The 23,252-nt window shown below is 71.9% G+C and carries 20 protein-coding genes and 2 pseudogenes; 9 read left to right on the forward strand and 13 right to left on the reverse strand.

Annotation, left to right across the window (positions count from 1 at the left end):
• Positions 1 to 731: 731 nt before the first annotated feature.
• The 4 genes from ACFC1R_RS19010 to ACFC1R_RS19025 form a co-directional block, all read right to left on the reverse strand.
• Positions 732 to 1,004, reverse strand: coding sequence for a hypothetical protein (locus ACFC1R_RS19010; RefSeq protein ID WP_375939957.1), 273 nt, complete (start codon positions 1,002 to 1,004; stop codon positions 732 to 734).
• A 633-nt stretch (positions 1,005 to 1,637) separates the two neighbouring features.
• On the reverse strand, positions 1,638 to 3,137 hold the full coding sequence (locus ACFC1R_RS19015) for an FAD-dependent monooxygenase (protein ID WP_375939959.1): 1,500 nt from the start codon (positions 3,135 to 3,137) through the stop codon (positions 1,638 to 1,640).
• Positions 3,134 to 3,769, reverse strand: a complete 636-nt coding sequence (locus ACFC1R_RS19020) for a PadR family transcriptional regulator (protein ID WP_375939961.1) — start codon at positions 3,767 to 3,769, stop codon at positions 3,134 to 3,136. The genes ACFC1R_RS19015 and ACFC1R_RS19020 overlap by 4 nt, the downstream gene beginning before the upstream one ends.
• A gap of 290 nt (positions 3,770 to 4,059) precedes the next feature.
• A complete protein-coding gene (locus ACFC1R_RS19025) occupies positions 4,060 to 4,473 on the reverse strand; it encodes a winged helix-turn-helix transcriptional regulator (protein ID WP_375939963.1) in 414 nt (137 codons plus the stop codon).
• An 84-nt stretch (positions 4,474 to 4,557) separates the two neighbouring features.
• Between ACFC1R_RS19025 and ACFC1R_RS19030 the strand changes: the two genes are divergently transcribed.
• Positions 4,558 to 5,379: an NAD(P)H-binding protein gene (locus tag ACFC1R_RS19030; RefSeq protein ID WP_375939965.1), complete on the forward strand. Its 822-nt coding sequence runs from the start codon at positions 4,558 to 4,560 to the stop codon at positions 5,377 to 5,379.
• Positions 5,380 to 5,556: 177 nt separating this feature from the next.
• Here the strand turns inward: ACFC1R_RS19030 and ACFC1R_RS19035 are convergent, their stop codons facing one another.
• Positions 5,557 to 6,387 (reverse strand): LysR family transcriptional regulator, encoded by an 831-nt coding sequence (locus ACFC1R_RS19035; protein WP_375939966.1) that lies wholly within the window; start codon positions 6,385 to 6,387, stop codon positions 5,557 to 5,559.
• Between the two features lie 68 nt (positions 6,388 to 6,455).
• Between ACFC1R_RS19035 and ACFC1R_RS19040 the strand changes: the two genes are divergently transcribed.
• From ACFC1R_RS19040 to ACFC1R_RS19050, 3 genes are all read left to right on the forward strand, one after another.
• On the forward strand, positions 6,456 to 7,160 hold the full coding sequence (locus ACFC1R_RS19040; RefSeq protein ID WP_375939968.1) for an SDR family NAD(P)-dependent oxidoreductase: 705 nt from the start codon (positions 6,456 to 6,458) through the stop codon (positions 7,158 to 7,160).
• Positions 7,161 to 7,376: 216 nt separating this feature from the next.
• Complete coding sequence (locus tag ACFC1R_RS19045; protein WP_375939970.1) at positions 7,377 to 7,805, forward strand: SRPBCC family protein; 429 nt, start codon at positions 7,377 to 7,379, stop codon at positions 7,803 to 7,805.
• Positions 7,802 to 8,224: a MarR family winged helix-turn-helix transcriptional regulator gene (locus tag ACFC1R_RS19050; RefSeq protein WP_375939972.1), complete on the forward strand. Its 423-nt coding sequence runs from the start codon at positions 7,802 to 7,804 to the stop codon at positions 8,222 to 8,224. The genes ACFC1R_RS19045 and ACFC1R_RS19050 overlap by 4 nt, the downstream gene beginning before the upstream one ends.
• Before the next feature lie 115 nt (positions 8,225 to 8,339).
• On the opposite strand, the gene ACFC1R_RS19055 is transcribed toward ACFC1R_RS19050, so the two are convergent.
• Both ACFC1R_RS19055 and ACFC1R_RS19060 read right to left on the reverse strand, forming a co-directional pair.
• Entirely contained in the window at positions 8,340 to 9,026 is a 687-nt protein-coding gene (locus tag ACFC1R_RS19055; protein WP_375939974.1) for a TNT domain-containing protein, read from the reverse strand.
• 231 nt (positions 9,027 to 9,257) lie between these two features.
• Positions 9,258 to 9,419, reverse strand: coding sequence for a hypothetical protein (locus tag ACFC1R_RS19060; protein ID WP_375939976.1), 162 nt, complete (start codon positions 9,417 to 9,419; stop codon positions 9,258 to 9,260).
• 68 nt (positions 9,420 to 9,487) lie between these two features.
• Here ACFC1R_RS19060 and ACFC1R_RS19065 point away from each other — a divergent pair.
• Both ACFC1R_RS19065 and ACFC1R_RS19070 read left to right on the forward strand, forming a co-directional pair.
• Positions 9,488 to 10,029, forward strand: a pseudogene (locus ACFC1R_RS19065) (GyrI-like domain-containing protein); the annotation flags it as partial.
• Between the two features lie 142 nt (positions 10,030 to 10,171).
• Positions 10,172 to 10,789 (forward strand): annotated as a pseudogene (locus tag ACFC1R_RS19070) (class I SAM-dependent methyltransferase); the annotation flags it as partial.
• A 298-nt stretch (positions 10,790 to 11,087) separates the two neighbouring features.
• On the opposite strand, the gene gcvH reads toward ACFC1R_RS19070, so the two are convergent.
• From gcvH to ACFC1R_RS19100, 6 genes are all read right to left on the reverse strand, one after another.
• Positions 11,088 to 11,486, reverse strand: a complete 399-nt coding sequence (gene gcvH, locus ACFC1R_RS19075; protein ID WP_375939978.1) for a glycine cleavage system protein GcvH — start codon at positions 11,484 to 11,486, stop codon at positions 11,088 to 11,090.
• Between the two features lie 371 nt (positions 11,487 to 11,857).
• Positions 11,858 to 12,037 (reverse strand): hypothetical protein, encoded by a 180-nt coding sequence (locus ACFC1R_RS19080; RefSeq protein WP_375939980.1) that lies wholly within the window; start codon positions 12,035 to 12,037, stop codon positions 11,858 to 11,860.
• A 147-nt stretch (positions 12,038 to 12,184) separates the two neighbouring features.
• A complete protein-coding gene (locus ACFC1R_RS19085) occupies positions 12,185 to 13,984 on the reverse strand; it encodes a hypothetical protein (protein ID WP_375939982.1) in 1,800 nt (599 codons plus the stop codon).
• A 134-nt stretch (positions 13,985 to 14,118) separates the two neighbouring features.
• Positions 14,119 to 15,333 carry an aminotransferase class V-fold PLP-dependent enzyme gene (locus tag ACFC1R_RS19090; protein WP_375939984.1) on the reverse strand — a complete coding sequence of 405 codons (1,215 nt, stop codon included), beginning with the start codon at positions 15,331 to 15,333 and terminating at the stop codon, positions 14,119 to 14,121.
• A 424-nt stretch (positions 15,334 to 15,757) separates the two neighbouring features.
• On the reverse strand, positions 15,758 to 18,397 hold the full coding sequence (locus ACFC1R_RS19095; protein ID WP_375940018.1) for an AAA family ATPase: 2,640 nt from the start codon (positions 18,395 to 18,397) through the stop codon (positions 15,758 to 15,760).
• Between the two features lie 474 nt (positions 18,398 to 18,871).
• Positions 18,872 to 20,056, reverse strand: a complete 1,185-nt coding sequence (locus ACFC1R_RS19100; RefSeq protein WP_375939986.1) for a serine hydrolase domain-containing protein — start codon at positions 20,054 to 20,056, stop codon at positions 18,872 to 18,874.
• 440 nt (positions 20,057 to 20,496) lie between these two features.
• Here ACFC1R_RS19100 and ACFC1R_RS19105 point away from each other — a divergent pair, with 440 nt between their 5' ends.
• The 3 genes from ACFC1R_RS19105 to ACFC1R_RS19115 all read left to right on the forward strand — a co-directional run bounded on the left by ACFC1R_RS19105 (position 20,497) and on the right by ACFC1R_RS19115 (position 23,079).
• Entirely contained in the window at positions 20,497 to 20,919 is a 423-nt protein-coding gene (locus ACFC1R_RS19105) for a hypothetical protein (protein ID WP_375939988.1), read from the forward strand.
• 223 nt (positions 20,920 to 21,142) lie between these two features.
• Complete coding sequence (locus ACFC1R_RS19110) at positions 21,143 to 22,471, forward strand: sensor histidine kinase (RefSeq protein ID WP_375939989.1); 1,329 nt, start codon at positions 21,143 to 21,145, stop codon at positions 22,469 to 22,471.
• On the forward strand, positions 22,435 to 23,079 hold the full coding sequence (locus tag ACFC1R_RS19115; RefSeq protein WP_375939991.1) for a response regulator: 645 nt from the start codon (positions 22,435 to 22,437) through the stop codon (positions 23,077 to 23,079). Before ACFC1R_RS19110 ends, ACFC1R_RS19115 begins: the two co-directional genes overlap by 37 nt.
• Positions 23,080 to 23,252: the final 173 nt, after the last annotated feature.

Below are 23,252 nucleotides of genomic sequence, written 5' to 3' on the forward strand. Positions count from 1 at the left end.
CCCGACATCGGGACCGGGTGGCGCCGTTGGAGCGGAGTCCGCACCCACCCTCCGCCAACGATTCAGCACGGTGACCCGCTCAACGAGCAAGCGCAGCCGGAAGGGCGACCAACGAGAGGCCCGGACAGGAGAGTTGAGACTTCTCGCCCGTTCCGCACGCATGCCATCGGTCCGAGGTCCGGCTGTCCGGTGTAGACGGCCCTGGCTGCGCCTCCGACTCACGGTCCCGTCGGTGGGAACTGCCCGATCACGGGGTACAGCGTCCTCGCCGTCCCCGCGGTGGCGGTACGGAGGCCGCTCCGACGGGCAGTTGTCCGGCCGGCGTCACGACCGGGCTCTCCCGAACGCAGCGACGAGCTCCCCGGTGGTGACGATGGCGTGCGCGAAGGTGGGGCCGTTCAGCTCTTCACACCGGAGACAGCACCACGGTCGTCCCTCATCTCCCGCCGGACCGCCGAAACCACCTCCCGCCGGAACGTGCACCGTCACCTTCGGCACAGCCGGACAGCGGGCGTGCGGGAGCGCGGGAGCGCGGGAGCGCGGGAGCGCGGGAGCGCGGGAGCGCGGGAGCGCGGTGGAGGGCTCGGTGGAGGGCTCGGTGAAGGGCTCGGTGAAGGCGGTCGGCCGGCCGGCTGCGGTGTCCACGCCGGGGGCGGGCCTTCGGCCGCCGGGGTGGTGAGGTGGCGCCGGACGACGGGCCGGTTGGATCGGCAGCCGATGTGTCAGACGTGTCAGTCGTCGGAGTCGGAGTCGGTGTACTGGTCGAGGCCGTCGATGAGAGTCTCCATGAGGTAGCCCTGCGGCGTGGGACGGTCTCCCTCCAGCCCAGTGCGGAACAGCAGATCGAACAGCGCTTCCCGCAGCGACTCCGCCTCGTCCGCGGTCGGATGCCGGCCGGGATCCAGAGTGATGCCCTCTGCGGCGGCCGCCTTCTGGAGGATGGCACGGGCTTGCTCGCTCCTGGGCAGCCACGACCGTCCGCGTCCGGGGTGCCGCTGTTCCATCGCGCTTCCTGTTCTCCGAGCGGGTCGGTCCTCCGCGGTCTCCGGCCGGGCTGTCGGCGCTGCCGGCCGACAGGCGCCCGGTAGCGGACTCCGCGATGGAGATTCTCCACCCCAGGGGCGGCGCGGCCGGTCCCGGCCCATCCACCCCTGGTCTCGCCGACCCCACTCATCAACACCCTGGACATCGCCCAGGCGGTGCGCGACCTGCAGGCCGAGGGCCGGCAGGTCGAGAGCCGGCAGGTCGAGCCGGAGGACCTGGCGGAGGTCTCGCCCCATCTGACCGAGAAGATCACGCGGTTCGGCGGGTACTCCACCCACGAACTCGACCTGGCCCCGGAGGCTTACGAGCCGCACCTGGACGTCGACTTCACCGAGCTCGACCCGCAGGACCCGGCTGCGGCGTCCTGCCGGCCACCCTCGAAGGCGGTCCGGCCTGGAGCCACCACCTGTGACTCCGGACTGGACCGCCTTCTGCGCGAGGCTGGGCCGGTGGGCAGGATGCGCGGGCTGGGGCCGCGCCGGCCGGGCTCGGACGGGACGTCCTCGCATCGGCAGCCGACCCGAACCAGGGTGCTCCGGTCCCACCCCCTTCCGACCCGCCGACCGCACGTGACGGTGGCGGCAGCCGGCTCGCTACTGGGACGCTTCCGCAGACGCGGCGTCGGACGGTGCCGCCCGGCCGTGCCAGTGCTGCAGCGCCTGGTGGAGCCCGTCGGCGTGGTCCTGGCCAGCGGTGCGCAGCCAGGCGGTGTGCCCGTCCGGCCGCAGGAGGACGGCGTGGAGTTCGGGATGGTCGGGGCACGTCGCGGTGACGATGTCCACTCGGTCTGCCCATCCTGCGGCCGACTCGCGGAGGGCGCTTCCTCCGGTCAGGTCGAGCAGCACGCCGCGTCCCGGGGCGAGCAACCCGGCCAGGCTCGTACGGCCGTCGCCCGTGGTCAGGGCGAGGTCGGGTGCCAGGCGGCCCAGCCAGGGGTGGTCGGAGTCGGGGAGCATCTCGTAGCGGGTGTCCAGTCCGGTGATGGTCTCGGCGAAGGCGCAGTTGCCCGCGGGGTGGCGGGCGATCCGGGTGAGCAGGTCGGTGATCGGCCCGAGCCGGTCGTCGGCGTCGCCGAGCAGCACCTGGGCCCGCGTGTTGGCCAGCACCTGCGCACCGGCGGCGTGGCGTTCGGCGTGGTAACTGTCGAGCAGGTGTGCCGGCGCGGCGCGGCGCACGGTGGCGGCGAGTTTCCAGCCGAGGTTGAACGCGTCGTCCAGGGCGACGTTGACGCCGATCGCCCCGGCCGGTGGATGGATGTGCGCGGCGTCCCCGGCCAGGATGACCCTGCCCCGGACGTACTCGGACGCCTGCCGGGCGGCGTTGCCGAACCGGGTCAGCCAGCGCGCGGCACGCAGCTCGACGTGGCGGCCGAGCGCATCGTCCACAGCGGTTCGGAGCAGGTCCAGGGTGACCGGGGTGTCCTTGTCCGCCGGGGGTTGCCGGTCGGAGGTGATGACCCTCACGTAGCCGGGGCGAGGGATGACGAACACGATCCCGCCGGGGCCGGTGGTCGCGCCGAACGGCAACGCCTCGGGGTCGGCGAGCTCGACGTCGCCGAGCAGGGAGAAGCGGGTCGCCTCGGTACCGGGGAAGTCGATGCCGGCCTGTTTGCGGACGGTGCTGCGTCCGCCGTCGCAACCGACCAGGTACGCGGCCCGGACGCGGTACTCACCGTCGCCGGTGGTGACAGTGGCGGTGACGGACTCGGAATCCTGTTCCAGGGAGCGCAGTTCGTGGCCGCGCCGGATGTCGGCCCCCAGGTCGAGAGCGTGCGCCTCGAGCATCTCCTCGACCCGGGTTTGCGGGATGCCCAGCGAGTACGGGTGGTCGGTGTGCGCGCCCGCGAGGGTGAGCGTCACCGGCAGGCCGGAGAACGCGGCGTGTGGCACCTGCCAGCCCTCGCCGATGAGCCTCTCGGCGAGGCCGCGCCGCGCCAGCAGGTCCAGGGCGCGGGCGTTGAGGTTGAAGCCCCGGCAGAAGCCCGGCCGCTGCGCGTGGCGTTCGACGACGACCGTATCGACACCGGCGACCCGGAGCTCGCTCGCGAGTAACAGTCCGGCCGGGCCGGCTCCGACGATCAACACGTCGGTCATCGGGTGCTTCCTTTCCGGTCCGTGGGGGCGGACCAGGTCCATCCCTGTTCGGTTCGCTCGGCCTCGGGCCAGAACAGGCTGCCGTCGCGGATCTCGGCGATGGTCCGCCGCGTCCAGGCCAACTCGGCCTCCCAGGCGTGCAGAGCGCACTCGACTTCGATCATGAACAACCGGGGGACCCTGCCGGAGCCGACCGTGTCGGCCAGCACCGTGTTCGTCTCCTCGATCCGCTGGGCCAGCTGCCCCGCCCGTTCGACCAGTGCCTCCGCCGCCCTGTCCGGACCGAGTGCGCCGAGGTAGGACACCGCGGCCATGAACTTCGGGTATTCCGCGACGGGCGTGCGGAGGAGTTCATCGATCCAGCCGACGAATTCGCTCTGGCCCAGCTCGGTTGTCGCGTACACGGTTCGCTCCGGTCGCCTGCCGTCGCGCACCGTCTCCACCGGCTCGATCCAGCCATGCCGAACCAACGCCTCGACCGTGTCGTACAGCGACCCAGAGTTGACCTTGAAGCTGCTGTCCTTGTGCCGCTCCCGCAGGGTGGACGCCATCTCGTACGGGTGCATCGGCTGTTCTTGCAGCAGGCCCAGCACGGCCAGCGCCAGGGTGTTGGAGATCTTCCGCTTCGCCATTCATATCACCGATCCCTAATAGTAGGAACCGACTATACGGCGAACGGCCGTGCACTGGGGCGCCATCGCTCCAAGATCACGTCGCGGCCCCTTCGGCATGCATCCCTGGCTGGACCCCCTGAGCCCCGTGGGTTCACGGAAACCGGAGCTCCGCCGGCGTGAACTCACGGGTCGACCAGTGCGCTTCGGACCGGTGGAACCGTGGGTTCACGTGAACGCGAGGGCACTGAGCCGGCCGATGAGCCCCGGCCGTACTCGTCGTCGCGGGCGAGCGGACGAAGACGGTCCGGTCAGTGGATTCCTGCGCCGGGGTTCGTTTCGTCCCATTCCCGACGGGCTCGGGCGATGGCGTCGCGGTGCTGTGCCGACCAGTCGGCGAGAGCTTTCACGAGGTGCGTCAGGCTGTGCCCCATCGGTGTCAGGGCGTACTCGACCTGTGGCGGAACGGCCGGGTGGACGGTTCGGGTCAGCAGCCCGTCGCGTTCCAGCCGCCGGACGGTGAGCGTCAGCATGCGCTGGGAGATGCCCGGGACCGCGCGCTGCAGTTGGCGGAAGCGGCGCGTGCCCTGCGCCAGCTCCACGACGACGAGGACGGACCACTTGTCCCCGATCCGGTCGAGGACGTCGCGGATGCCGCAGTCCTCGTGCTCCTCGCCGCAGCTGACGACGGGCTCGGTGGTTACCTCCGTGTGCCCTGCTGACATGAAAGTGCCTCCTTACGCAACACGGCGCGAAACCGCAGGATGATCCCGGTTACCGAAGAGAACCTACCCCTACGGGAGAGACCGTTGATCCTCATCACCGGCGCCGCCGGCGCCCTGGGCACCCTTGTTGCGGAGCAGCTGGCAGGCCGTGACGACGTCGTCCTCGGCACCCGCGATCCCGGGCGCGTCCGCGTATCGCTGCCCGTCCGGCGCATCGACTTCGACGACACCGACACCCTCGCCGAAGGCTTCGCAGGAGTGGACGTGCTGCTGCTGATCTCCGCCGGCTACGGCGAGGACGACACCGTCATCGCCCGCCACGGTGCCGCCATCGACGCTGCGGAGAAGGCGGGCGTGCGCCACATCGTCTACACGAGCCTGACCGCGGACGGCGACCACCTGCCCTACGCGCTTGCGCACCGCTGGACCGAGCGTCGACTGCGCGCGGGCACGGCCGACTGGACGATCCTGCGCAACGGCCTCTACGCGGAACTGCTGGAATGGCTCGCCGCTCCTTCTGCGGACGGCAAGCTGACCGCTCCGCTCGGGGACGGGCGCCTGGCCGCCGTCGCCCGCGCGGATCTCGCGGAGGCCGCTGCCGACGTCGTCCTCCATGCGCCTGCCCACGCGGCACGGACGTACGAGCTCGTCGGCGAGCGGGCCGTCGGCGGTGCCGACCTGGCGAGGGCCCACGGCCCGCACATCACCTACGAACCCGACACTCTCGCCCAGACCCGCAAGCGCCTGGCCGCCTCCGGCGCCGAACCCTTCCAGGTGCCCATGCTCCTCGGCACCTGCTCCGCCATCGCTGCCGGATTCATGGATCGCACCGGCGGCGAACTGCGCCGGCTGCTCGGAAGGGCGCCCCGACCAGCGATCGACGTCATCGCCGGAAGCAGGGGGTAGCAGCTGACGGGAACCCGGGGAACGGACAACGCCGGGTCACCGGGCTCCGGCGGGTCCCACCGGTTCGCGGCGGTGCAGTTCCGTGCGGTCGGGGCGAACCTGCGGCAGGTCGCCACGCGGCGGGTGCCGGCGGCGAGGCGCTCAGGAGCATCGGGCGCCGCTCTCACGGCCCTCGGTCTACTCCGTCCCCGCACCGCCGGGGTGGCCGCGCAGGGTCGCGGTGGCGATGTCCAGGAAGTCCGGTACGGGGCCCGCGCAGCCGTTCTCCGGTACCGCCAGGCAGGTGCCGACGGGCGGGGCGTCGGTGACGGGCAGGTGGACGAGGTCGGGACGGGAGTAGGAGGCCGCGACGCTGAGGGGGACGAGCGCGATGCCCTGCCCGGAGGCGATGAGTTCGAACTTCTCCTCCAGCGAGGAGGTCCGCCGCGTCCTGGCGTCCAGGACCGGTTCGCCGTCGAGATCGGCCGACGTGAGGGCGTGACGGCCGGCCAGCGGATGCGTCACGGGCAGGCACGCGACCTTGGTCTCGTGCCCGATGGGGACGGTGCGCAGCCCCGCGTCGTCGAAGGGGCGCCGCAGGTACCCGACGTGCGCGCGACCGTCGCGGAGCGGCGCGTCCTGCTCCCACCAGCGCAGCGGGAAGACGTCGATCCCGACCTCCGGGTGGCGCGCCGTGAACGCCCGGATCGCGTCCGACACGTGCAGGCCGGGCGAGAAGGCGACGACGAGCCGCTGCTCGCCCCGCCCGGCCTCGTGCACCCGGCGCAGGGCCGTTTCCACCACCGTGGTGATCCTGCGCGCCTCGTCGTACAACTGCAGCCCCGCGGGGGTCAGTTCGACGCTGCGCGTGGTCCGCGTGAACAGCGGGCAGCCCAGCTCCCGTTCGAACGCGCGGATCTGCCGGCTGAGGACCGGCTGTGCGATGAACAACGCCTGTGCCGCCCGGCCGAATTGCCGGTGCTCGGCCACCGCGACGAAGTAGCGGAGCTTTCGCAGGTCCAGATCCATGCCCGCACGGTATCAATGCGGCCGGAAGGGTATTGGACGCCCGCCCGGGCCGCTCGGAGACTTGGGTCATGATCACCGAAACCGGCACCCGAAAGACCGCCCTCGTCGTCGGGGCCTCCCGCACCCTGGGGCTGGGACTCGCCGCCGAGTACCTCCGTCGCGGCTGGGACGTCATCGGCACGGTCCGCGGCAGCCGACGCACCGGCCTGCACGACCTGCACGAGGCGTCCGGTGGGCGATTGACCGTCGAGTCGCTGGAGATGACCGATCCGGAGCAGATCTCGGCCCTGCGTGACCGGCTGGCGCGACGCACCCTCGACCTACTCTTCGTCAACGCCGCCATCACGCGCGGCGACCTGCCCATCGGCGAGGTTCCAACGGACATGTTCACCGAGGTCATGGTCACCAACGCGCTCAGCCCGATGCGCGTCGTGGAGTGCCTGCGACCGCTCGTCGCGCCGACCGGGACCATCGGCGTCATGTCCTCCGACCAGGGGAGCATCGCCCTGAACACCGAGGGCGGGCAGGACCTTTACCGGGCCAGCAAGTCCGCGCTGAACCAGCTGATGCGCAGCCACGCCGCCCGCCACGCCGAGGACACCCGGACGTTGCTGCTCATGGACCCGGGCTGGGTGCGCACCGAACTCGGTGGACCCGACGCCGATCTCAGCGTGGAGGAGAGCGTTCCCGGGGTGGTCGAGACGATCGAGCGCCACCGGGGGAAGCGCGGTCTCCGGTTCCTCGACCACCAGGGGCAGGTGGTGCCCTGGTAGGCGCCGGCAGGCGGACGCCGGGGACTCTGCGGAGGCCGCCTTCTTGCACCGGCCTTTGGAACACGAACAGTTGACAGACATCCCGCGGGCCGGAGTGCCGGACGGCGAGTGCGTGGGCTCGACGTGCTTCGCGCCGTGGGATGTGCCGGCTTCCCTGGACAGATAGTCGCCGCGCAGATAATCTCTACGTAGATTATCCAGTCGAGGGAGGCTCCCATGTGGGTGTACGAGCACGGCATCGAGACCGACGCCGCTCGCGAGGCGATCTGGCGGCTCTGGGCCGATGTGGAGAACTGGGGCTCCTGGAACGCCGGGATCGAGAAGATCGAGTTCCAGGGCCCGTTCACCGAAGGAGCTTCGATCACGATGACCCCGCCCGGGGAGGAGCCGGTGGCGCTGCGCGTCACCGAAGCCCGCGAGGGTGAACTGTTCACCGACGAGGCCCGCTTCGGCGGCCTGGTCCTGAGCACCACCCACCGTCTCGTCCCGCTCGACCGGGAGCACACCCGGGTGGTGTACCGGATGGAGATCACCGGCGAGGGCGCCGACGAGGTCGGCCCGCAGATCGGTCCCGGCATCACCGCGGACTGGCCCGAGACCATGGCCGCGCTCGTCGACCTCGCGGCACGGGGCCGGGAGCGGTGAACCCCGAGGACAGCCCGGGCTTCCTGCTCTGGCACGCCACGCTGCGCTGGCAGCGCGGCATCACCGCAGCCCTGACGCCCCTCGGTCTGACCCACGTCCAGTTCGTGCTGCTCGCCTGCGCCTGGTGGCTGAACAGCCAGGGCGAGCACCCCAACCAGCTGGCCCTCGCCCGCCAGGCGGGCACCGACGTGAAGATGACCTCCCAGGTACTGCGCACCCTGGAGCAGAAGGGCCTGATCGAACGCGAGGTCGACCCGGCCGACACCCGCGCCAAGCGACTGCGCGTCACCGGCCTCGGCGCCGACCTGGCCCCACGCGCGATTGCCGCCGTCGAGGACGTCGATGCGCAGTTCTTCCGGCCGGTCCCCCTCGATGACGCGGTCGCCCTGCTCGGCCGCCTGGCCCATCCCGAAACCTGACACGGACACCGACGGCCACGCGGCCGTCGGTGTCGGCTCACGGTAGCGGGCTGGGGCCGGCGGCCGCGGCGGGAGGCCGCTGCACGGTTCCTTCGGACGTTGGGCGGGTTCGCCCTCAGATGATCCGCTCGAGGTAGCCGTTGTTCACCAGCCACTGGACGTTGAAGCCCTGGGTCGGCGCGCCGGGGACGAGGCTCGGGTCCAGCTGGTACTGGGTGCCGAGTCCGGGCTGGGCGAACCAGGGAGCGATGGTTCCCGTGTAGACGGTGAACGACTTGGTCACGCGGTAGTCGTGGTAGTTGCAGCCGGCCGCCGGGCTTCCGTCGAGGCTGGCGGGCGGGATCGACCGCTGCGCGTAGGGCAGGCCCTCCGGGGCGAGGAAGGAGCCGAACTCACTCCCGTAGCGGTCGATGTCCTGACCCACCTCAAGACCCACGGGGGCCTTCTGCGGCGTCCCGTCCGGGTTGAGCACGTACCCGTCCTGCGCCGGGTAGACCCAGGCACCGTTCTTCCAGTACAGGTCCAGGAACCTCTGGGATCCCAGGTCGTCGGTGGGCCGGTACCCCTCGACCTCCTTGCCGACGATCCCCAGGACGGGCAGCCGCAAGGGCCCCAGCCGCCTGTCACCCTCCAGGAACTCGGCGGAGCACTCGGTCAACGACCGGTCGAAACCGGCGATCCGGGTGTTGTGCTCCCCGCCGGCCGTGGCGTGGGGCGCCGCCGCTTGAGCGACGGCGGGCATTGAACCGGTGAACAGGACCGCGGCTGCGGCCAGGGTGGTGAGGATACGACGGGCCTTCACACTGCTCCTTCGGACGATTCGGTGCGCCCGGCCACACGACGGCAGAGCGCGCCGCAACACGGTGACCACTTTCCGTAGCCGAGGGATCACGTAACCGTGCACGTCGCGACAGGTCAATGCGACTCGCTGGCGGCTTCGGCCCGGCTCGATCGCTCCGACCGCCGCGTCCGTGCCGGTCGCCTCGGAGCTCTGTCCGCTCGGCTGATGCCGAGTGGACTGCCCAGGAGCATTTCAGGCCGCGACGCCGCAGAGGCCGGGGAGGCCGATTGCGCGCAGGCCGTCGCCTTCGGTGGAGTCCGCCACGAACAGGTGCGCCTCACTGCCCGGATGGCCGCTGCCACCGCCGTACGCACATGTCCGGTTCTCGACACCCGTCGTGGCGACCAGGACCATCGGCGCCCCCTCGGGCCGACAGCACCCAATCCTGGCCGTCAAGTCACCATGGAGAAATCCGACTTGGCCGCTACGGCTACACCTCGGGGGAGGCCTTCGCCCGGGCGTTCCGCGCCGTGCACGGCGTCGGTCCCGGCGAGGCCAGGCGTACCGGCGCGGCTCTGAACTCGCAGCCCCGGCTGTCCTTCCGCCTCACCGTCGAAGGGAACAGCACCATGCGGTACCGCATCGTGGAGAAGGAAGCATTCCGGGTCGTCGGCAAGAAGGCCCGCGTCCCGCTGATCTACCAGGGCATCAACCCGCACATCGCCGAGCACATCCGGAGCGTGCCGCCGGAGACGATGCTGCGGATCGTCCGCCTCTCGGACCAGCTCCCGGAGGGCGTGGTGTCGGCGACCGTGCGCCTGTCGGACGGCTTCGAGGAGGGCAGCGAACTCGACTACCACCACGCCGTGGTGACCGGTGCCGCCGAGTTGCCCGAGGACCTCGACGTGCTGGACTGCCCGGCGGGCACCTGGGCCGTGTTCGAGAACACCGGGCCGCTCCCGCAGCCGCTGCGGCAGATGTGGGGTGACGTGGCCGCCCGTGGATCCCGTCCAACCCGGACGAAATCTGTGGCCCCGTCGTGGTGGCGGAGGCATACTGCCGAGATGTACTCCGATGCCGATGCAGCCGCGCTGTACGACCGCCTCAACCCGTGGGGCCCCAGCGACGACTTCTACCTGTCCTTCGTGATGGACGCCTCGTCCGTCCTGGACATCGGCTGCGGCACCGGAACGCTGCTGCACCGCGCACGCGAAGCCGGACACACCGGCCGACTGTGCGGACTGGATCCGGACACCGCGGCGCTCGCCCGAGCCCACCGCCGCGGCGACGTCGAGTGGATCGAGGGCAAGGCCGCGGACGCGACCTGGAAGGCAGAGTTCACACTTGCCGTCATGGCGAGCAACGCGTTCCAGGTGTTCGTCGGCGACGACGAGCTGCGCACGTCGCTGGCCGCGATCCGCACGGCCCTGACCGCCGGCGGGCGGTTCGTGTTCGGTACCCGCAACCCGCAGGCGCGAGCATGGGAGGACTGGAACCCGTCGAACCCCTTCGACATCGTCGACCACGCCGGCCGCACCTTGCGCATGATCTACCACGTCGAGTCCGTCGTCGGTGACGTGGTCACCTTCACCGAGACCACAGCGACCCGCGCGGGCGAGTCCCTGCGCACCGACCGGGCGAGCCTGCGGTTCCTGGACACCGACCGGATCTCCGCCTTCCTCGGCAAGGCGGGCTTCAAGGTCGAGAGTTGGTACGGCGACTGGGAATCGGGTCCGCTCGGCGCCGCAAGCGAGGACATCGTCGTGGTCGCCCGAGCGGTCTGACCTCCCCGAGGAGACCCTGCTGATCAGCGCGAGACCGTGCGCTTGCGGGCGGCAGGGACGGCGCCGGCCCCGGCCAGCGGGAACCGCGTCCCGGTGATCGCCCGGTTGTGCGGACGGACGAGGGCACGGCCGTCCCGGAGCGACACGGAGCGACACGGAGCGGCCCGGTCAACCTCCTCACCCCGTGGGCGGGTGACCCTGTGGTGCGCGGGAGGTGAGGGCGCAGCAGCGTCGTTTCCGCTGGTGGGGAGAGCCGGTTGCACGGGCCGTCCGTGGCGGCCGCGACGGCGGTGACCGATTACTCGGAGGCTTCTTCCTTGATGTAGTCCTCGTACTCGGCGGCGGTGAGGAGCCCGTCGAGATCCTTGGGGTTGGACAGCTTGACCTGCACGATCCAGCCGTCGCCGTACGGGTCGGTGTTGAGCTGCTCCGGCTCGTCGTTGAGGTTCTCGTTCACGGTCGCGATCGTGCCGGTCACCGGCATGTAGATCTCGGACACCGCTTTGACCGACTCCACGCTGCCGAACGGCTCCGAGGCTTCGAAGCGGTCGCCCGACTTCGGCTGTTCGACGTAGACCACATCTCCGAGCTGGCGTTGCGCGTGGTCCGTGATACCGATCTGCACCTGTCCGTCGCCCATGGAACGGACCCACTCGTGGTCCTTGCTGTACTTGAGGTCGTCCGGGACGTTCGTCATGTCAGCCTCCGCAGAAGTCGTCCTTGTGGCGCCCCGAGGATGTGCGACGGAGCGCCAGCGGAGAGCTTCCTACAGGTCGTCTCCCTACGGCGGGATGTTCACCCGGGCGAGTGAGTCGACATCGGTCGGCGCTCCCGTGCCCCGCAGACGGCGGACGATCCGTGCGGGACGTACGACTCGCGCGGGGCGGGAGATCCGTGTGGGACGGACGATCCGCGCGGGACGGACGATCCGTGCCAGGCGGGAGATTCACCCCTGCACGGCGGCGGCAGGGGCGGGACAGTGGGCCCGGCAGAGCGTCCCTGGCAGGCTTCTGGCACTGTTCCAGGAGTGCCGCACGCCCCTGGCGTCGGTTCCGGGTGCGGTGCTGATCAGCGCAGATAGCGTTCGACCACCGGCGACAACTCGGCTGCGGGTCTCGGCGCGGGGGCACCGTTCGACCGCCCGTACCGGGCGACGGCGCCGCCGTAGTCCAGGCGTACCGCCTGCGCCACGAGGTCCGCCAGCGGGTCCCGGCGCGGTGTCCGCCAGGGTCTCCAACGTGCCGTCATATTACTCAGACCTGCCAATTCGACTCCCCCATCGGGCCCTTACAGCTGGGACAACGCGTTGTCAGCGGCGCCGGACATGCGCTCCGCCGGGCTCTTGCACGATCGGCGCATCGGCCGGCGGACCGCCGGTCGTGGTCCAGGCGTCGATCAGGGCCCCGCGTTGTTCGTCCGGTTGTCGCGGCGCGCCCGGGAAGCGGCCGGTGCGCACACCCGCTTCGCCGGGGGCGTCCGAATCACCAGGGGTTCGACTCTCAACCGGGCTCGTCCGTGAGGGTGGGCAGGATCCTGCCGCCCGTGCGGCGGTCGTGGGGTCGACGGAGGTGTCGGGTGCGCTGCCTCGGCACGACGGTGGGACGTGGTGGACATGCTCGGGCATCGCGTGGCGCCGGGGAGGGGACCGCTGTCGTCCTGCGGTCCGTCGCCCGGCTCCGACGACGCCGCAGGGGTCTCGGACGGTGCGGCTGACGGAGTGCCGTTCAGCCGGCCTTCCCCCGCTGCCAAGGGCGCGGACTGCGGCGCCGAATCGTCACTGCGGAGCGCCTCGGCCGCGGCCAGCGCCTGTCCGGAGGGCGGACGTCGCGTCCGGCTCCGGCAGGGTGGGACGGCGGTGCGCACCGGATCCAGGGGGCGCTCCAGGGCGATGACGCTGTTGTGCTCGGCCACCGTCAGCCCGGCGCCTTGCGGGGCGAGCACGTAGCGGGCGATGACGGCTCCACCGGCGGTGGCGATGGACAGGTAGGGATCGTCCAGCCGTCGGCGGACCTTGACGACGGCGCCGGGCAGGTAGTCGGGAACCGCGTAGAGGTTCCCCCGGAAGGGCACCAGGCCCTGGGGACTGACGGTGCGATCGGCGCAGACCGAGACCGGGAAGGGCGTGGGGGGCAGTGCCCTCAGCGGCTCCGCACCGGTCCGGGCTCCCGCTGCGGCGCCCGCGCCGCCCGAGGCCCGGGGGGGACCGTCCATCCGCTCGGCGAGTTGATCGAGGCCGGCCTGCGCGTCCTGAACCGTCTCCCCGCTGTTCACCTCGCTCCACCAGCGGTGGGCGGCCCTTCCGAGGGTGTCATGTGCCGGGTGTCGGCGGTGGTCCTGGGGGCAGATCTCGACTCTCACCCCGTAGTGCTCGGCGACGCGCGCGAAGGCCGCTGTCACTCTGCCGCTTCCTGGGCGGCACACGGGCGGTGTCCGGTCGAACAGCCAGCGCCCGGGGGTGCCCCCGAGCCGTCTCAGCACGTGCTCCACGGCTTCGACGAGGTGCGGCAGGTCCTGCTCCTCCGCGAGCGCGCCGCGCCAGCGGCCGGAGTGCGTGAGCGAGCCCAGCAGGAGGTGGGTGCGGCCCTCGCAGCCCCCACCCGCCGACGGCCCGGGGAGTTCCAGCCACTCGAACCGGACGGCTTCGGCAGTCGGCTGCGCGGCGTCGGCCGTCGACTGCGGGGCGGTCGAGCTGCCGTCATTCCCGGTGACGGGCTCCTGGCACCATTCGCACGGCGGCCGGACCTCGTGCTTGCGCAGGGAGCGGGTGAAGGTCGAGTAGCCGCCCGGATAGCCCAGGTCGGTGATCTCGCCGAGCAGGACGGCCGCCGGCAGGTGCGGATCCTCCGAGAGGCGCTGGCGACAGTACGGTAGGAACCGCAGGAAAGCATCCGGAGCAGCGCTGCGGATACCCGGGGTCCGTTCCCCTCGGAGATATGACCTCACGGTTTTCCGATCACGGCCGAGGTGCCGGGAAATCCTCGCTGTGGACCATCCTCGGCGGTACAGCTCGCACACTTCCACATATTCTTCACAGCTGAGCAACGGTCCCCCTGTCAGCCAACCGGACAATCTGCCCCCAACCTGATGAATATGCCGGAGGCAAGCGTGAAAGGTAGCACGGAGACTGGATAGATCACATCGGGAAAGCGCGTTCCGGACGCCACCGGCCTGGAGATTTTCGGTGAGCGCCAACATTCCAAATACGGAACGACCAGCAGACCGATCCTCATTTCGTACCCGGCAGGCTGAAGAACGATTCCCGGCGATCACGAAGTCGCCGGGACGGAGGCGTCCGCCGGCCCGTCCCGGCTCGCGCCTCGCTCCGGAAGTCAGCCGGCTGCACCCGTTCCCCTGCCGCCGGGCGATGCGACGGGGCGCGGCAGGGCACGGCACAGCCGGTCGAGTTCGTCGTCGGTGTTGTAGTAGTGCACGGAGGCCCGGACGACGGCGTCGAGGCCCCGGGGCCCGAAGTCCCAGCGGGCGGAACTCGCGTTGGAGACCGAGACGTTGATCCTCTCCGCCTGGAGCCCCTGGGCGATCTGGTGGCTGTCGTGGCCCTCGACGGTGAAGGTCACGATGCCGCACTGCCGTGAGCCGCGGTCGTGGACCGTCACCCCGGGGAGGGCGCGCAGACGCTGCCGCAGTGCGTCGGCGAGGTGGGTGACGCGGTCCTGGATGGCGTCCAGGCCCAGGTCGAGGGCGTAGTCGACGGCGACGCCGAGGCCGATCTTGCCGGCGTTGTAGGTCTCCCAGTTCTCGAAGCGGCGGGCGTCCTCGCGCACGCGGTAGGTGCCGGGGGACGTCCAGCTGGCGGCGTGCAGGTCGAGGAAGGGCGGTTCCAGCTGCTCGCGGACGCGCGGCGAGCAGTAGAGGAATCCGGTACCCCGTGGAGCGCGCAGGAACTTGCGGCCGGTCGCGCTGAGGAGGTCGCAGCCGATCTCGCCCACGTCGACCGGCATCTGCCCCACGGACTGGCAGGCGTCCAGGAGGTAGGTGACGCCCGCCTCCCGGGCGACCCTGCCGATCTCGGCCGCGGGATTGACCAGGCCGCCCTGGGTGGGGACATGGGTGACGGCGATCAGCTTGACCCGGTCGTCCATCATCCGGCGCATGGCGTCGACGTCCAGCCGGCCGCTCTCGTCGTCGGGCACGACCTCGACCTGGACACCGTGCCGGCGGGCGGTCTGCAGGAACGCGATGGCATTGCTGGCGTACTCGGCGCGCGCGGTCAGGATCCGGTCCCCCGGGGTCCAGGGCAGCGAGTAGAAGGCCATGTCCCACGCCCGCGTGGCGTTCTCCACCACCGCGATGTCCTCCCGGGCGGCACCCACCAGGCGGGCCAGCGCGTGATAGGTGTGCTCCAGGCGGTCGGCCCGCGCGGTGGCGGCTTCGTAGCCCCCCGTCTCCTCCTCCAGCCGCAGGTGTTCCACCACCGCGTCGACCACCGGCCGGGGTGGCAGAGCGGCGCCTGCATTGTTCAGATGCGTGACCCGTGCACAGCCGGCCGTGTCCCGCCGCACCCGCTCGACATCGATCCGCACCATCGCCCCCCCGTACCCTGCTGCCCCTGCATTCCGTCTCCGACGCAACGCACCGGAGTTGACGGATGTTCCCACCCCGGCCACAGCACCGGCCGGGACCACGGAATCGGCCACCGGCATCGCGAACCCGCCCCGGAGAACCGACGGTTCCGGAATGCACGGGTGGACGAACCGCCCCACCGAATCCTGCGTTTCCACGGCCGCGAGCACCGTACCGACCGGATCCGTGAGCTACCGGCCACCTTCCCGTCGATGCGGTCCCGGCCCGGCGAACCTCGCCGATCATCACGGGAAGATCCGGCCCGGTCGCGGGAGAATGACGTATCGTCATCATTTCTCGAAATTGGCCGAATTGAACCTGTACCTCTGCTGATCATCGGGTGTGCAGGCACCTCGTACTGTCGGACGAGGTCTTCGAACGGCGCTCTCAGACCGTGGCCAGCGCGCGGCGGGCGCGCTCCACCTGCCCGTCGGCACCGCAGCGCCGGGCGAGCTCCAGCCCCTGTTCGAGTGCCCGGCGGGCCTCCTCCCGGCGGCCGGCGCCGGAGAGTGCGGTGCCGAGGTCGACCAGGGCGAAGGCGTGCTCGCAGGCCGCCGGTGACCGGCTCAGTCGCCGTACGGCCTCCTCCAGCAGCTCCACCGCCTCGGCGCCGTCGTGGAGCGCCGCGCAGACCCGCAGCGCGCTGCCCACCGCGGAGTCGGTACCGGTCGTCTCTGCGCGGCGCAGTGCCTGGTCGGCGAGCTCGCGGGCGCGGGAGGGGTCGAGGTCGGCGGTGGCCAGGGCCAGCTGGCCGGCCCAGGGTGCCCAGACGGGGTTGTGCCAGCCGCGCGCGTCCAGCAGGGCCCCGGCTTCGGTGAGCGCGGCGGCGGCGCCCGGCAGGTCGCCACGGGCCAGCAGGAGCCTGCCGTACAGGGTCGGGGCGTCGGGCAGCACCATCACCGTCGGGTAGGGCGGCCCGAAGGAGTACTGCTCGGCGAGTTCCAGTGCTTCCCCGGTCCTGCCGCGCGCCAGCAGGGTGTCGGCCAGCACACCGACCGCGAACCACTGGAGCGGGATGCCGGGGCCGATCCGCTCGGCCGAGCGCAGGGCACGGCGCAGGAAGTCCTCGGCCTCACGGAGGTCGCCCTGGCGGAAGCGCAGCAGGCCCATGAGGAAGTGGGCGAAGCCCAGGTGCGCCCCGCTCCACCCGGCCACCCGGTAGGCCCAGACCGCTTCGTCGAACAGGGCCTCCGCGCGGTCGGTCCGGTCCGCGTACAGGTAGCTGATGCCGAGGATGCCGGGCAGTTCGAACCCCCAGAGGGTGTTCGTCCAGCCGAGACCGTGCGGCAGCCGGCCGTTCTCCAGGGCCCGCTCGGCGATCGCCAGCGCGTCCGCGGCGGGCCGGCCGCGCAGGGTGAGATCCCAGCAGTGCAGGGCCAGTACGGCGCTGACCATGCCCGGCTCGCTGTCGGCGAGGGTCTGCGCGAACCGTGCCAGGTGCCGGGAGCGGCCGGGGCCGTCGTCCTCCCGGGCCTGGAAGGCGGTGAACATGAAGTGCGCGATCTCCAGCCGCTGTCGGCCCCGGCCCGACGGTGTCAGCAGGGCCTCTTCGCGGCACACTCCCGCCGCCTCGCCCAGCCGGTTGCTGTGTGCCAGCGCCTGGGCGAGGCGGAAGGTGGCGTCCACGCGCAGTTCAGGGCTCAGTCCGGGCTTCTCGTCGAGCGCGAGGCGCAGTTGGTTGACGGTCGCGGCCGGGTCGGTGAGGAGTGAGGAGCAGCCGAGCTCGTAGCGGACCTGGGCGCGCTGCTCGTCCGGCGGCGGCTCGCTCATGGCGCGGCGCAGGCAGCGCTGGGCGGCTTCGGGGGCACCGATGGCGAGGTGTTCGGCTGCCGCCCCGCGCAGTTTGGCGACGGTCTCGTGGTCGTTGTCGGGGAGGGTTTCCAGGAGGTGGCGGGAGGCGGCGAGCAGGCCCTGTCCGGCGTTCTGGATCTCGGTGGCGGCGACGCCGTGCATGGCGGTGCGGGTGGCGGCCGGCATGGACTGGTAGACGGAGGTGGCGATCAGCGGGTGGACGAACTCCAGCCGGCCGTCGGTGCCGTCGGTCAGCACCCGGTGTGCGCGCAGCTCGCTCACGGACTGGGCGGCGGCCGAAGGCCCCTGGGCGCAGATGGCCGCGGCGAGGGCGGGGCGGATCCCGGTGCCGAGCATGGCGGCGGCCCAGGCGAACTGCAGGGTGCTGGGCCCGAGTCGGTCGAGCCAGGTCTTGAGCGTCATGCCGCGGGCCTCGGCGGCGAGCGCACGCAGGTGGACGGTGTTCTCCCCGACGGGCGGGAGCTGCCGGTCGAGGACCTGGCGCAGCAGGACCGTGGTGTCGTAGGGGTTGCCGCCGGTGACCGTCCAGACCTCGCGGCAGAAGTCCTCCTCGGCCAGGTGTCCGAGTCGGGAGCGGACCAGCTCCGTGATCGAGGCGGGCCTGAGCGGACGCAGGTCGTACCTGCCCCCGGCCCGTACCGCCCTGTCCTGCAACGGACCCGCCTCCTCGGGGAACTCGTCGCGGCAGGCCAGCACCATGAGCACGGGCAGTTCACGCGCGTGGTGGGAGAAGGAGGTCAGCCAGCCGAGCGATTCCGGGTCCCCCCAGTGGAGGTCGTCCACCATCAGCACCAGCGGCGCCCGGCGACGGGCGAGCTGGGTGACGACGAAGTCGAGCCCGTCCCGCACGCCCTGCGGATCGAGCTGCCCGGCCGGCGGGACCAGCCCCACCGCAGGGCCGACGATCTCGGCCCACGGTCCGAAGACCTCCCGTCGCTCGGCTTCCCGGAGAGTGCCCAGTACGGGGCGCAGGAGTTGGCGCACCACCCGGAAGGGGTCGTGCCGCTGCTGCTCGCCGCCCCGGGCGAACAGGACCGTGCAGTCGGCATCGCGGGTGGCCGCTCTCCGCACCTCGGTCAGCAGCGCGGTCTTGCCCAGGCCCGGCGGGCCGACGTAGAGCAGGATCTCGCCCACTCCCGGGTCGGTCTCGTCCCCGCCGCACAGCATGCGGATCGCCGTGCGGGCCGCGTGGAGCTCCGAGTCCCGTTCGTGCAGCGGCCTGGAGTCCTTGCGCGACGTGGCCCTCGCGCCGGGGTCGGTCCGCTCCCCCGGCTCGCACTCCTGCTCGGTCACCACAAGTCCTTTCGCCGACCCGGCCGCGCTTCAGAGCGTAACGCCGTCCGGACGATTGTGAGCTGCTGTCGACGAGAGCACCTGCCAGGGCATCAATTCACGCTCGGCGGCGACCTTTTGGGCTCTCTCTTGTTCTGATTGATCGCCATATGCCTTCATATCCAATGAGGTTCACCGAAGCGGCACCGTGCGGTGGCGCTTCCCCGGGTGAACGCCGAACGGGCCGCGCCCGCTCAGTTCCCGTCCGCCTCCTCCGTCGTGAGGGGAAGCAGCGGGAACAGCCGGGAGACGAGGGCCACCGGCCGAGCGCCGTCGGGCCGGGCCGGCGGACGCCGAACGGTGCGGCCCTCCGGGCCGATGCCGATCGAGGGGCGGTCCCCCGGCCCGGTCGGACCGTCAGCACAGGCCCAGGGTCAGGATCTTGGTGATGGTGCCGTCGACCGCGGGAGCGGCGGTCAGGTTGCGGTTCAGCGAGAAGGTGATCTGACGCCTGCCGTCGGCAGTGGTGAAGCTGAAGGTCTCGTAGCCGGCGACACTGCCGCTGTGGCCCCAGGCGGCCTGTCCGTTCGCGCAGTAGGTACGGCTCTCCAGGCCCAGACCGTAGGCGCGGCCGTGGTCGTCGATCGGGTGCGGCAGGCGCATCTGCGCCAACAGGCCGGGCGCGAGCAGCCTGCCGCCGAACAGGGCGCGGTAGAAGCGGTTCAGGTCGTCGGCGGTGGAGGTCATCGTGCCGGCGCCCCAGATCGGGGACGGGCTGAAGACGGTGAGGTCCACCGGCGCCGCCGTGGGGCCGTCCAGCCATTCGTAGCCGTGCAGATGCGGCCCGGACAGGGCGTCGGCGGTGCTCGGGAACGAGGTGTCGGCCAGCTGCAGGGGGCGCACGATGCGCCGGGTGATCTCGTCGCCCAGCCGGTGACCGGTGACGTGCTCGACCAGCATCCCGAGCACCACGTAGTTGGTGTTCGAGTACGCCCAGGAGGTGCCCGGGGCGAACTGCGGGCCGAGCTTCGCGGAGATGGCGACCAGTTCGGCCGGGGTGTAGTGGGAGGTCTGGGCGGAGCGCAGCGCGTCGGGCTCGGCCAGCAGCGTGGTGAGGTAGTCGGCGAGGCCACTGGTGTGGGAGAGCAGCTGACGCACCGTGATGTTCCCTCCGTTCGGCACCACACCCGGCAGGCCGCGCTCGATCGGGTCGTCCAGGCCGATCCGTCGCTCCGCCACCAGCTGGAGCACGACCGTCGCGACGAAGGTCTTGGTCACACTGCCGATCCTGAAACGGTCGCCCGCTCGGGCGCGCTGCCCGTCCGCGAGGTCCGCCACGCCGCTGCTCGTACGCCACACTCCCCGCGCGTCGCGCACCTCGGCGACCACACCGGGCACCCCCTCGGCCACCGCCTCGTCCAGCGCCTGCTGGAGGGCTGCGCGGTCCGTGGCGTCCGGCCGAGCCGCGACCGCCGCCCCGGCGCCGGTGCCGGTACCGGCGGCGAAGGCCGGCCCCTGCGCCGACACGACGCCGGCGGCCGCCAGCAGGACGGTGGCCAGGCGAACGCCGTTGCGGTACTTGGGCCTTGCGGTGCTGAACACGATGACCGGCTCCCTCTGTGGGTGTTCTCTCGTTCCGACGAAGACGATCTTGCCCGGACACCACCCCGCTGGAGATCGCCCGTGACGGTGAATCGCCCACTCACCCGCGCGGGGGAGACGCCCCCCGGGCCGGTGATGTCCCCCGGGACCGGAGAACGCCACGGAGCCGGCCCGTCCCGGGACGGTCCGCCAGGCAGCCGGTCCCCACCCCGAGCGACCTGAACCGTCTGCACCCCGCCCTGAGCGGCGGCGGGCTCCTGGCTCCCGCGCAACCCGCCGGGACGCGTACCGCCGTCAGGATTCCCGACGGTCCGACGGCGGGGAGCGGAGAACCGCCTCGTCCCGGGCCGCCGGCACCGGTGGCCGGCGGAACCGGTACGGTCTGTCCTGATCGTTTTCGGGCGCCGGGCTTCACCGGCCCGGTCGGCAGCAGGTGAACCGTGCGTAGGGCAGCTCTCGTGGTGGTCGGCTTGATCCTGCTCGCCGAGGTGCTCGAAGTGGTGGTGATGACCACCGGTCTCGTCCTGGTCTCGGTCGCCGCTCCCCCCGAACCCGACCGGCAGCCGAGCACGGCCGACCAGGTGGTCTTCTACCTGTCGGCCTGTGCCGCCATCGTCTGGGCGGGCCTGTGCGCCTGGGGAGCGGTCGGCGCCCTCTCGGCGGCCGTCCGGCGGACTCCCCCGCGAAGACGGCTCCTCGTCCTGCTCGCCGCCGGGCACACGGCCCTCGCCTGGTACATCGCCGAGCAGGGCGAACTGCCGCTGGCCCTGGCCGTCCTGGTGATCGCGGCCCTCCTCGGCCTACTCCCCCTGCGGGCCGGAACCGGGCAGGGCGCCGGGCCGAGGCACCGGCGCGCCGGATAGGCGCTGCAGGCGCCGTGATCGAGCGCTCCGGCAGGCACGTGGGCACGGCGGCGTGGCACCACCGTTCACCGGAGCCTCTCCGTCGGCCGATGAACCCAGGCATTCGCTGCCGACCCACTCTGAGAAGGGACTTCGTCACCATGGCGACTCCGGCCGCCCGTCCGGTCACCGTCACGGCATCGTCGCAGGACTTCGCGGGACGCCGGCGGGGAGCCGTCCGGTGATGGACTCCACCGGCCTGCGCGTTTCTGCCGCCACTCCTCGGCAACCCGGTTCCGCCGGCTGGCCGGAGCACCTGGCCGCACCCGGCCGCGGCCTTGTGCTCTTCGCCCTGGCCGCCGTCGAGGCGGTGCTGGCGTGCGCCGTGGCCGCGGCCGGCCTGCTGCTGGGTGTCGGCATCGGCATCCCCCTGCTGTCACGCACCCTCGGCCGGCTGCGGCGGGTGGCCAGGGCGGCCCGGGGGTACGCCGGCCGCTGGAGCGGCCTGCCGATCCCCGATCCCTACCTCCCCGTGACGCCGAGGCAGCCGGGAGTCCGCGGTCAGCTGCGGCACAGCCGCGCACTGCTGAGCGACCCGGCCACCTGGCGCGACCTCTGGTGGGCGGTCACCGATCCCTGGGTCGGCGCGTGGATCGCGGTGGGCCCCGCGGCCCTGGTGGTGTACGGCGTGTTCGGCGCCCTGGTACAGCCCTTCGTCTGGAAGCCGATCGAACGGGCCGGCGGCAGCAACTGGTACACCGTCATCCACGTGCACTCCACCGGGACGGCCCTCGCCGCCGTACCCGTCGGTGTCGCCCTGATCGTGGCCGCTCTGCTCGCCGGGCCACCCGTCCTGCGGCTGCACGCCCGCTGGACGGCCGTCCTGCTGGCGCCCACCGAGGCCGCCCGGCTGCGGCTGCGCGTGACCCAGCTGGCCGGAACCCGCGCCGACGCGGTGGACGCCCAGGCCGCGGAGCTGCGCCGGATCGAGCGTGACCTGCACGACGGCGCCCAGGGCCGTCTGGTCGCCATGGGGATGAGCCTCGGCAACGCCGAGAAGCTGATCGACACCGATCCCGAGGAGGCCCGGGCGCTGCTGGCCGCCGCCCGGGAGTCGTCGTCAAAGGTCCTGCAGGAGATGCGAGACCTGGTGCGGGGCATCCACCCGCCGGTGCTCGCCGACCGCGGCATCACCGACGCCGTACGCGCACTCGCCCTCGACACGGTGCTCGACGTCGAGGTCACCGGACACCTCCCGGGCCGCCCGGCCGCGCCGATCGAGTCCGCCGCCTACTTCGCGGTCGGTGAACTGCTCACCAACGCCGCCAAGCACAGCGGCGCGAGCCGGGTGAGCGTCGTCGTCGGCCACCGGGACGGCATCCTCACCGTCGAGGTGGCCGATGACAGCCGGGGCGGCGCCGACCCCGGAGCTGGCACCGGCCTGCGGGGCGTCGAGCGCCGGCTGGCAACATTCGACGGCGGCATCACCGTCCACAGCCCGACCGGCGGCCCGACCACCATCCTCCTGGAGATACCGTGCGCGTTGTCCTCGCCGAAGACCTCTTCCTCCTGAGGGACGGGCTGGTCCGCACCCTCGGCGAGCACGGCTTCGACGTCGTCGCAGCGGTCGACAACGGGCCGTCGCTGCGCAAGGCCCTGCTCGACCACCGGCCGGACGTCGCGGTCGTCGACGTGCGGCTGCCGCCCTCCTACACCGACGAGGGGCTGCAGGCCGCCCTGGAGGCACGCCGTCAGGTCCCCGGCTTCCCCGTCCTGGTGCTCTCGCAGTACCTGGAGCAGCTCTACGCCAGGGAACTGCTGGCCGATGACGCGGGCGCGGTCGGCTACCTGCTCAAGGACCGGGTCACCGACATCGGCCAGTTCGTCGAGGCGGTCACCCGGGTGGCGGCCGGGGAGACCGTGATGGACCCGTACGTCATCTCACGGCTCCTCACCCGCGGCGACGCCCGGGGCCGCACGGCCTCGCTCAGCCCGCGCGAGCGCGAAGTGCTCGAACTCATGGCGGAGGGCCGCTCGAACGCCGCGATCGGCCAGCGCCTGCACGTCACGATGAGCGCGGTCACCAAACACACCGCCGGCATCTTCACCAAGCTGGGACTGCCGGCCTCCGACGACGACAACCGCCGGGTGCTCGCCGTGCTGGCCTACCTCAATCGCTGACCGCGCGTGGCGGCACCCCGCACCGGGCGTGCGCCACGAGAGCGCCCGCAACGCCGGCGCGGCCCGCGCCCTGTCCGGCATCAACCCGAATCCGGGGCGAGCCCGGCGGCGGCCGCCCCTCGCGAGCGGTCAACGAGCCAGGTGCACAGCGATGATGACGCTTCATCAGTTCA

The sequence above is a fragment of the Kitasatospora sp. NPDC056138 genome (genome assembly GCF_042264695.1).
Classification (GTDB): domain Bacteria; phylum Actinomycetota; class Actinomycetes; order Streptomycetales; family Streptomycetaceae; genus Kitasatospora.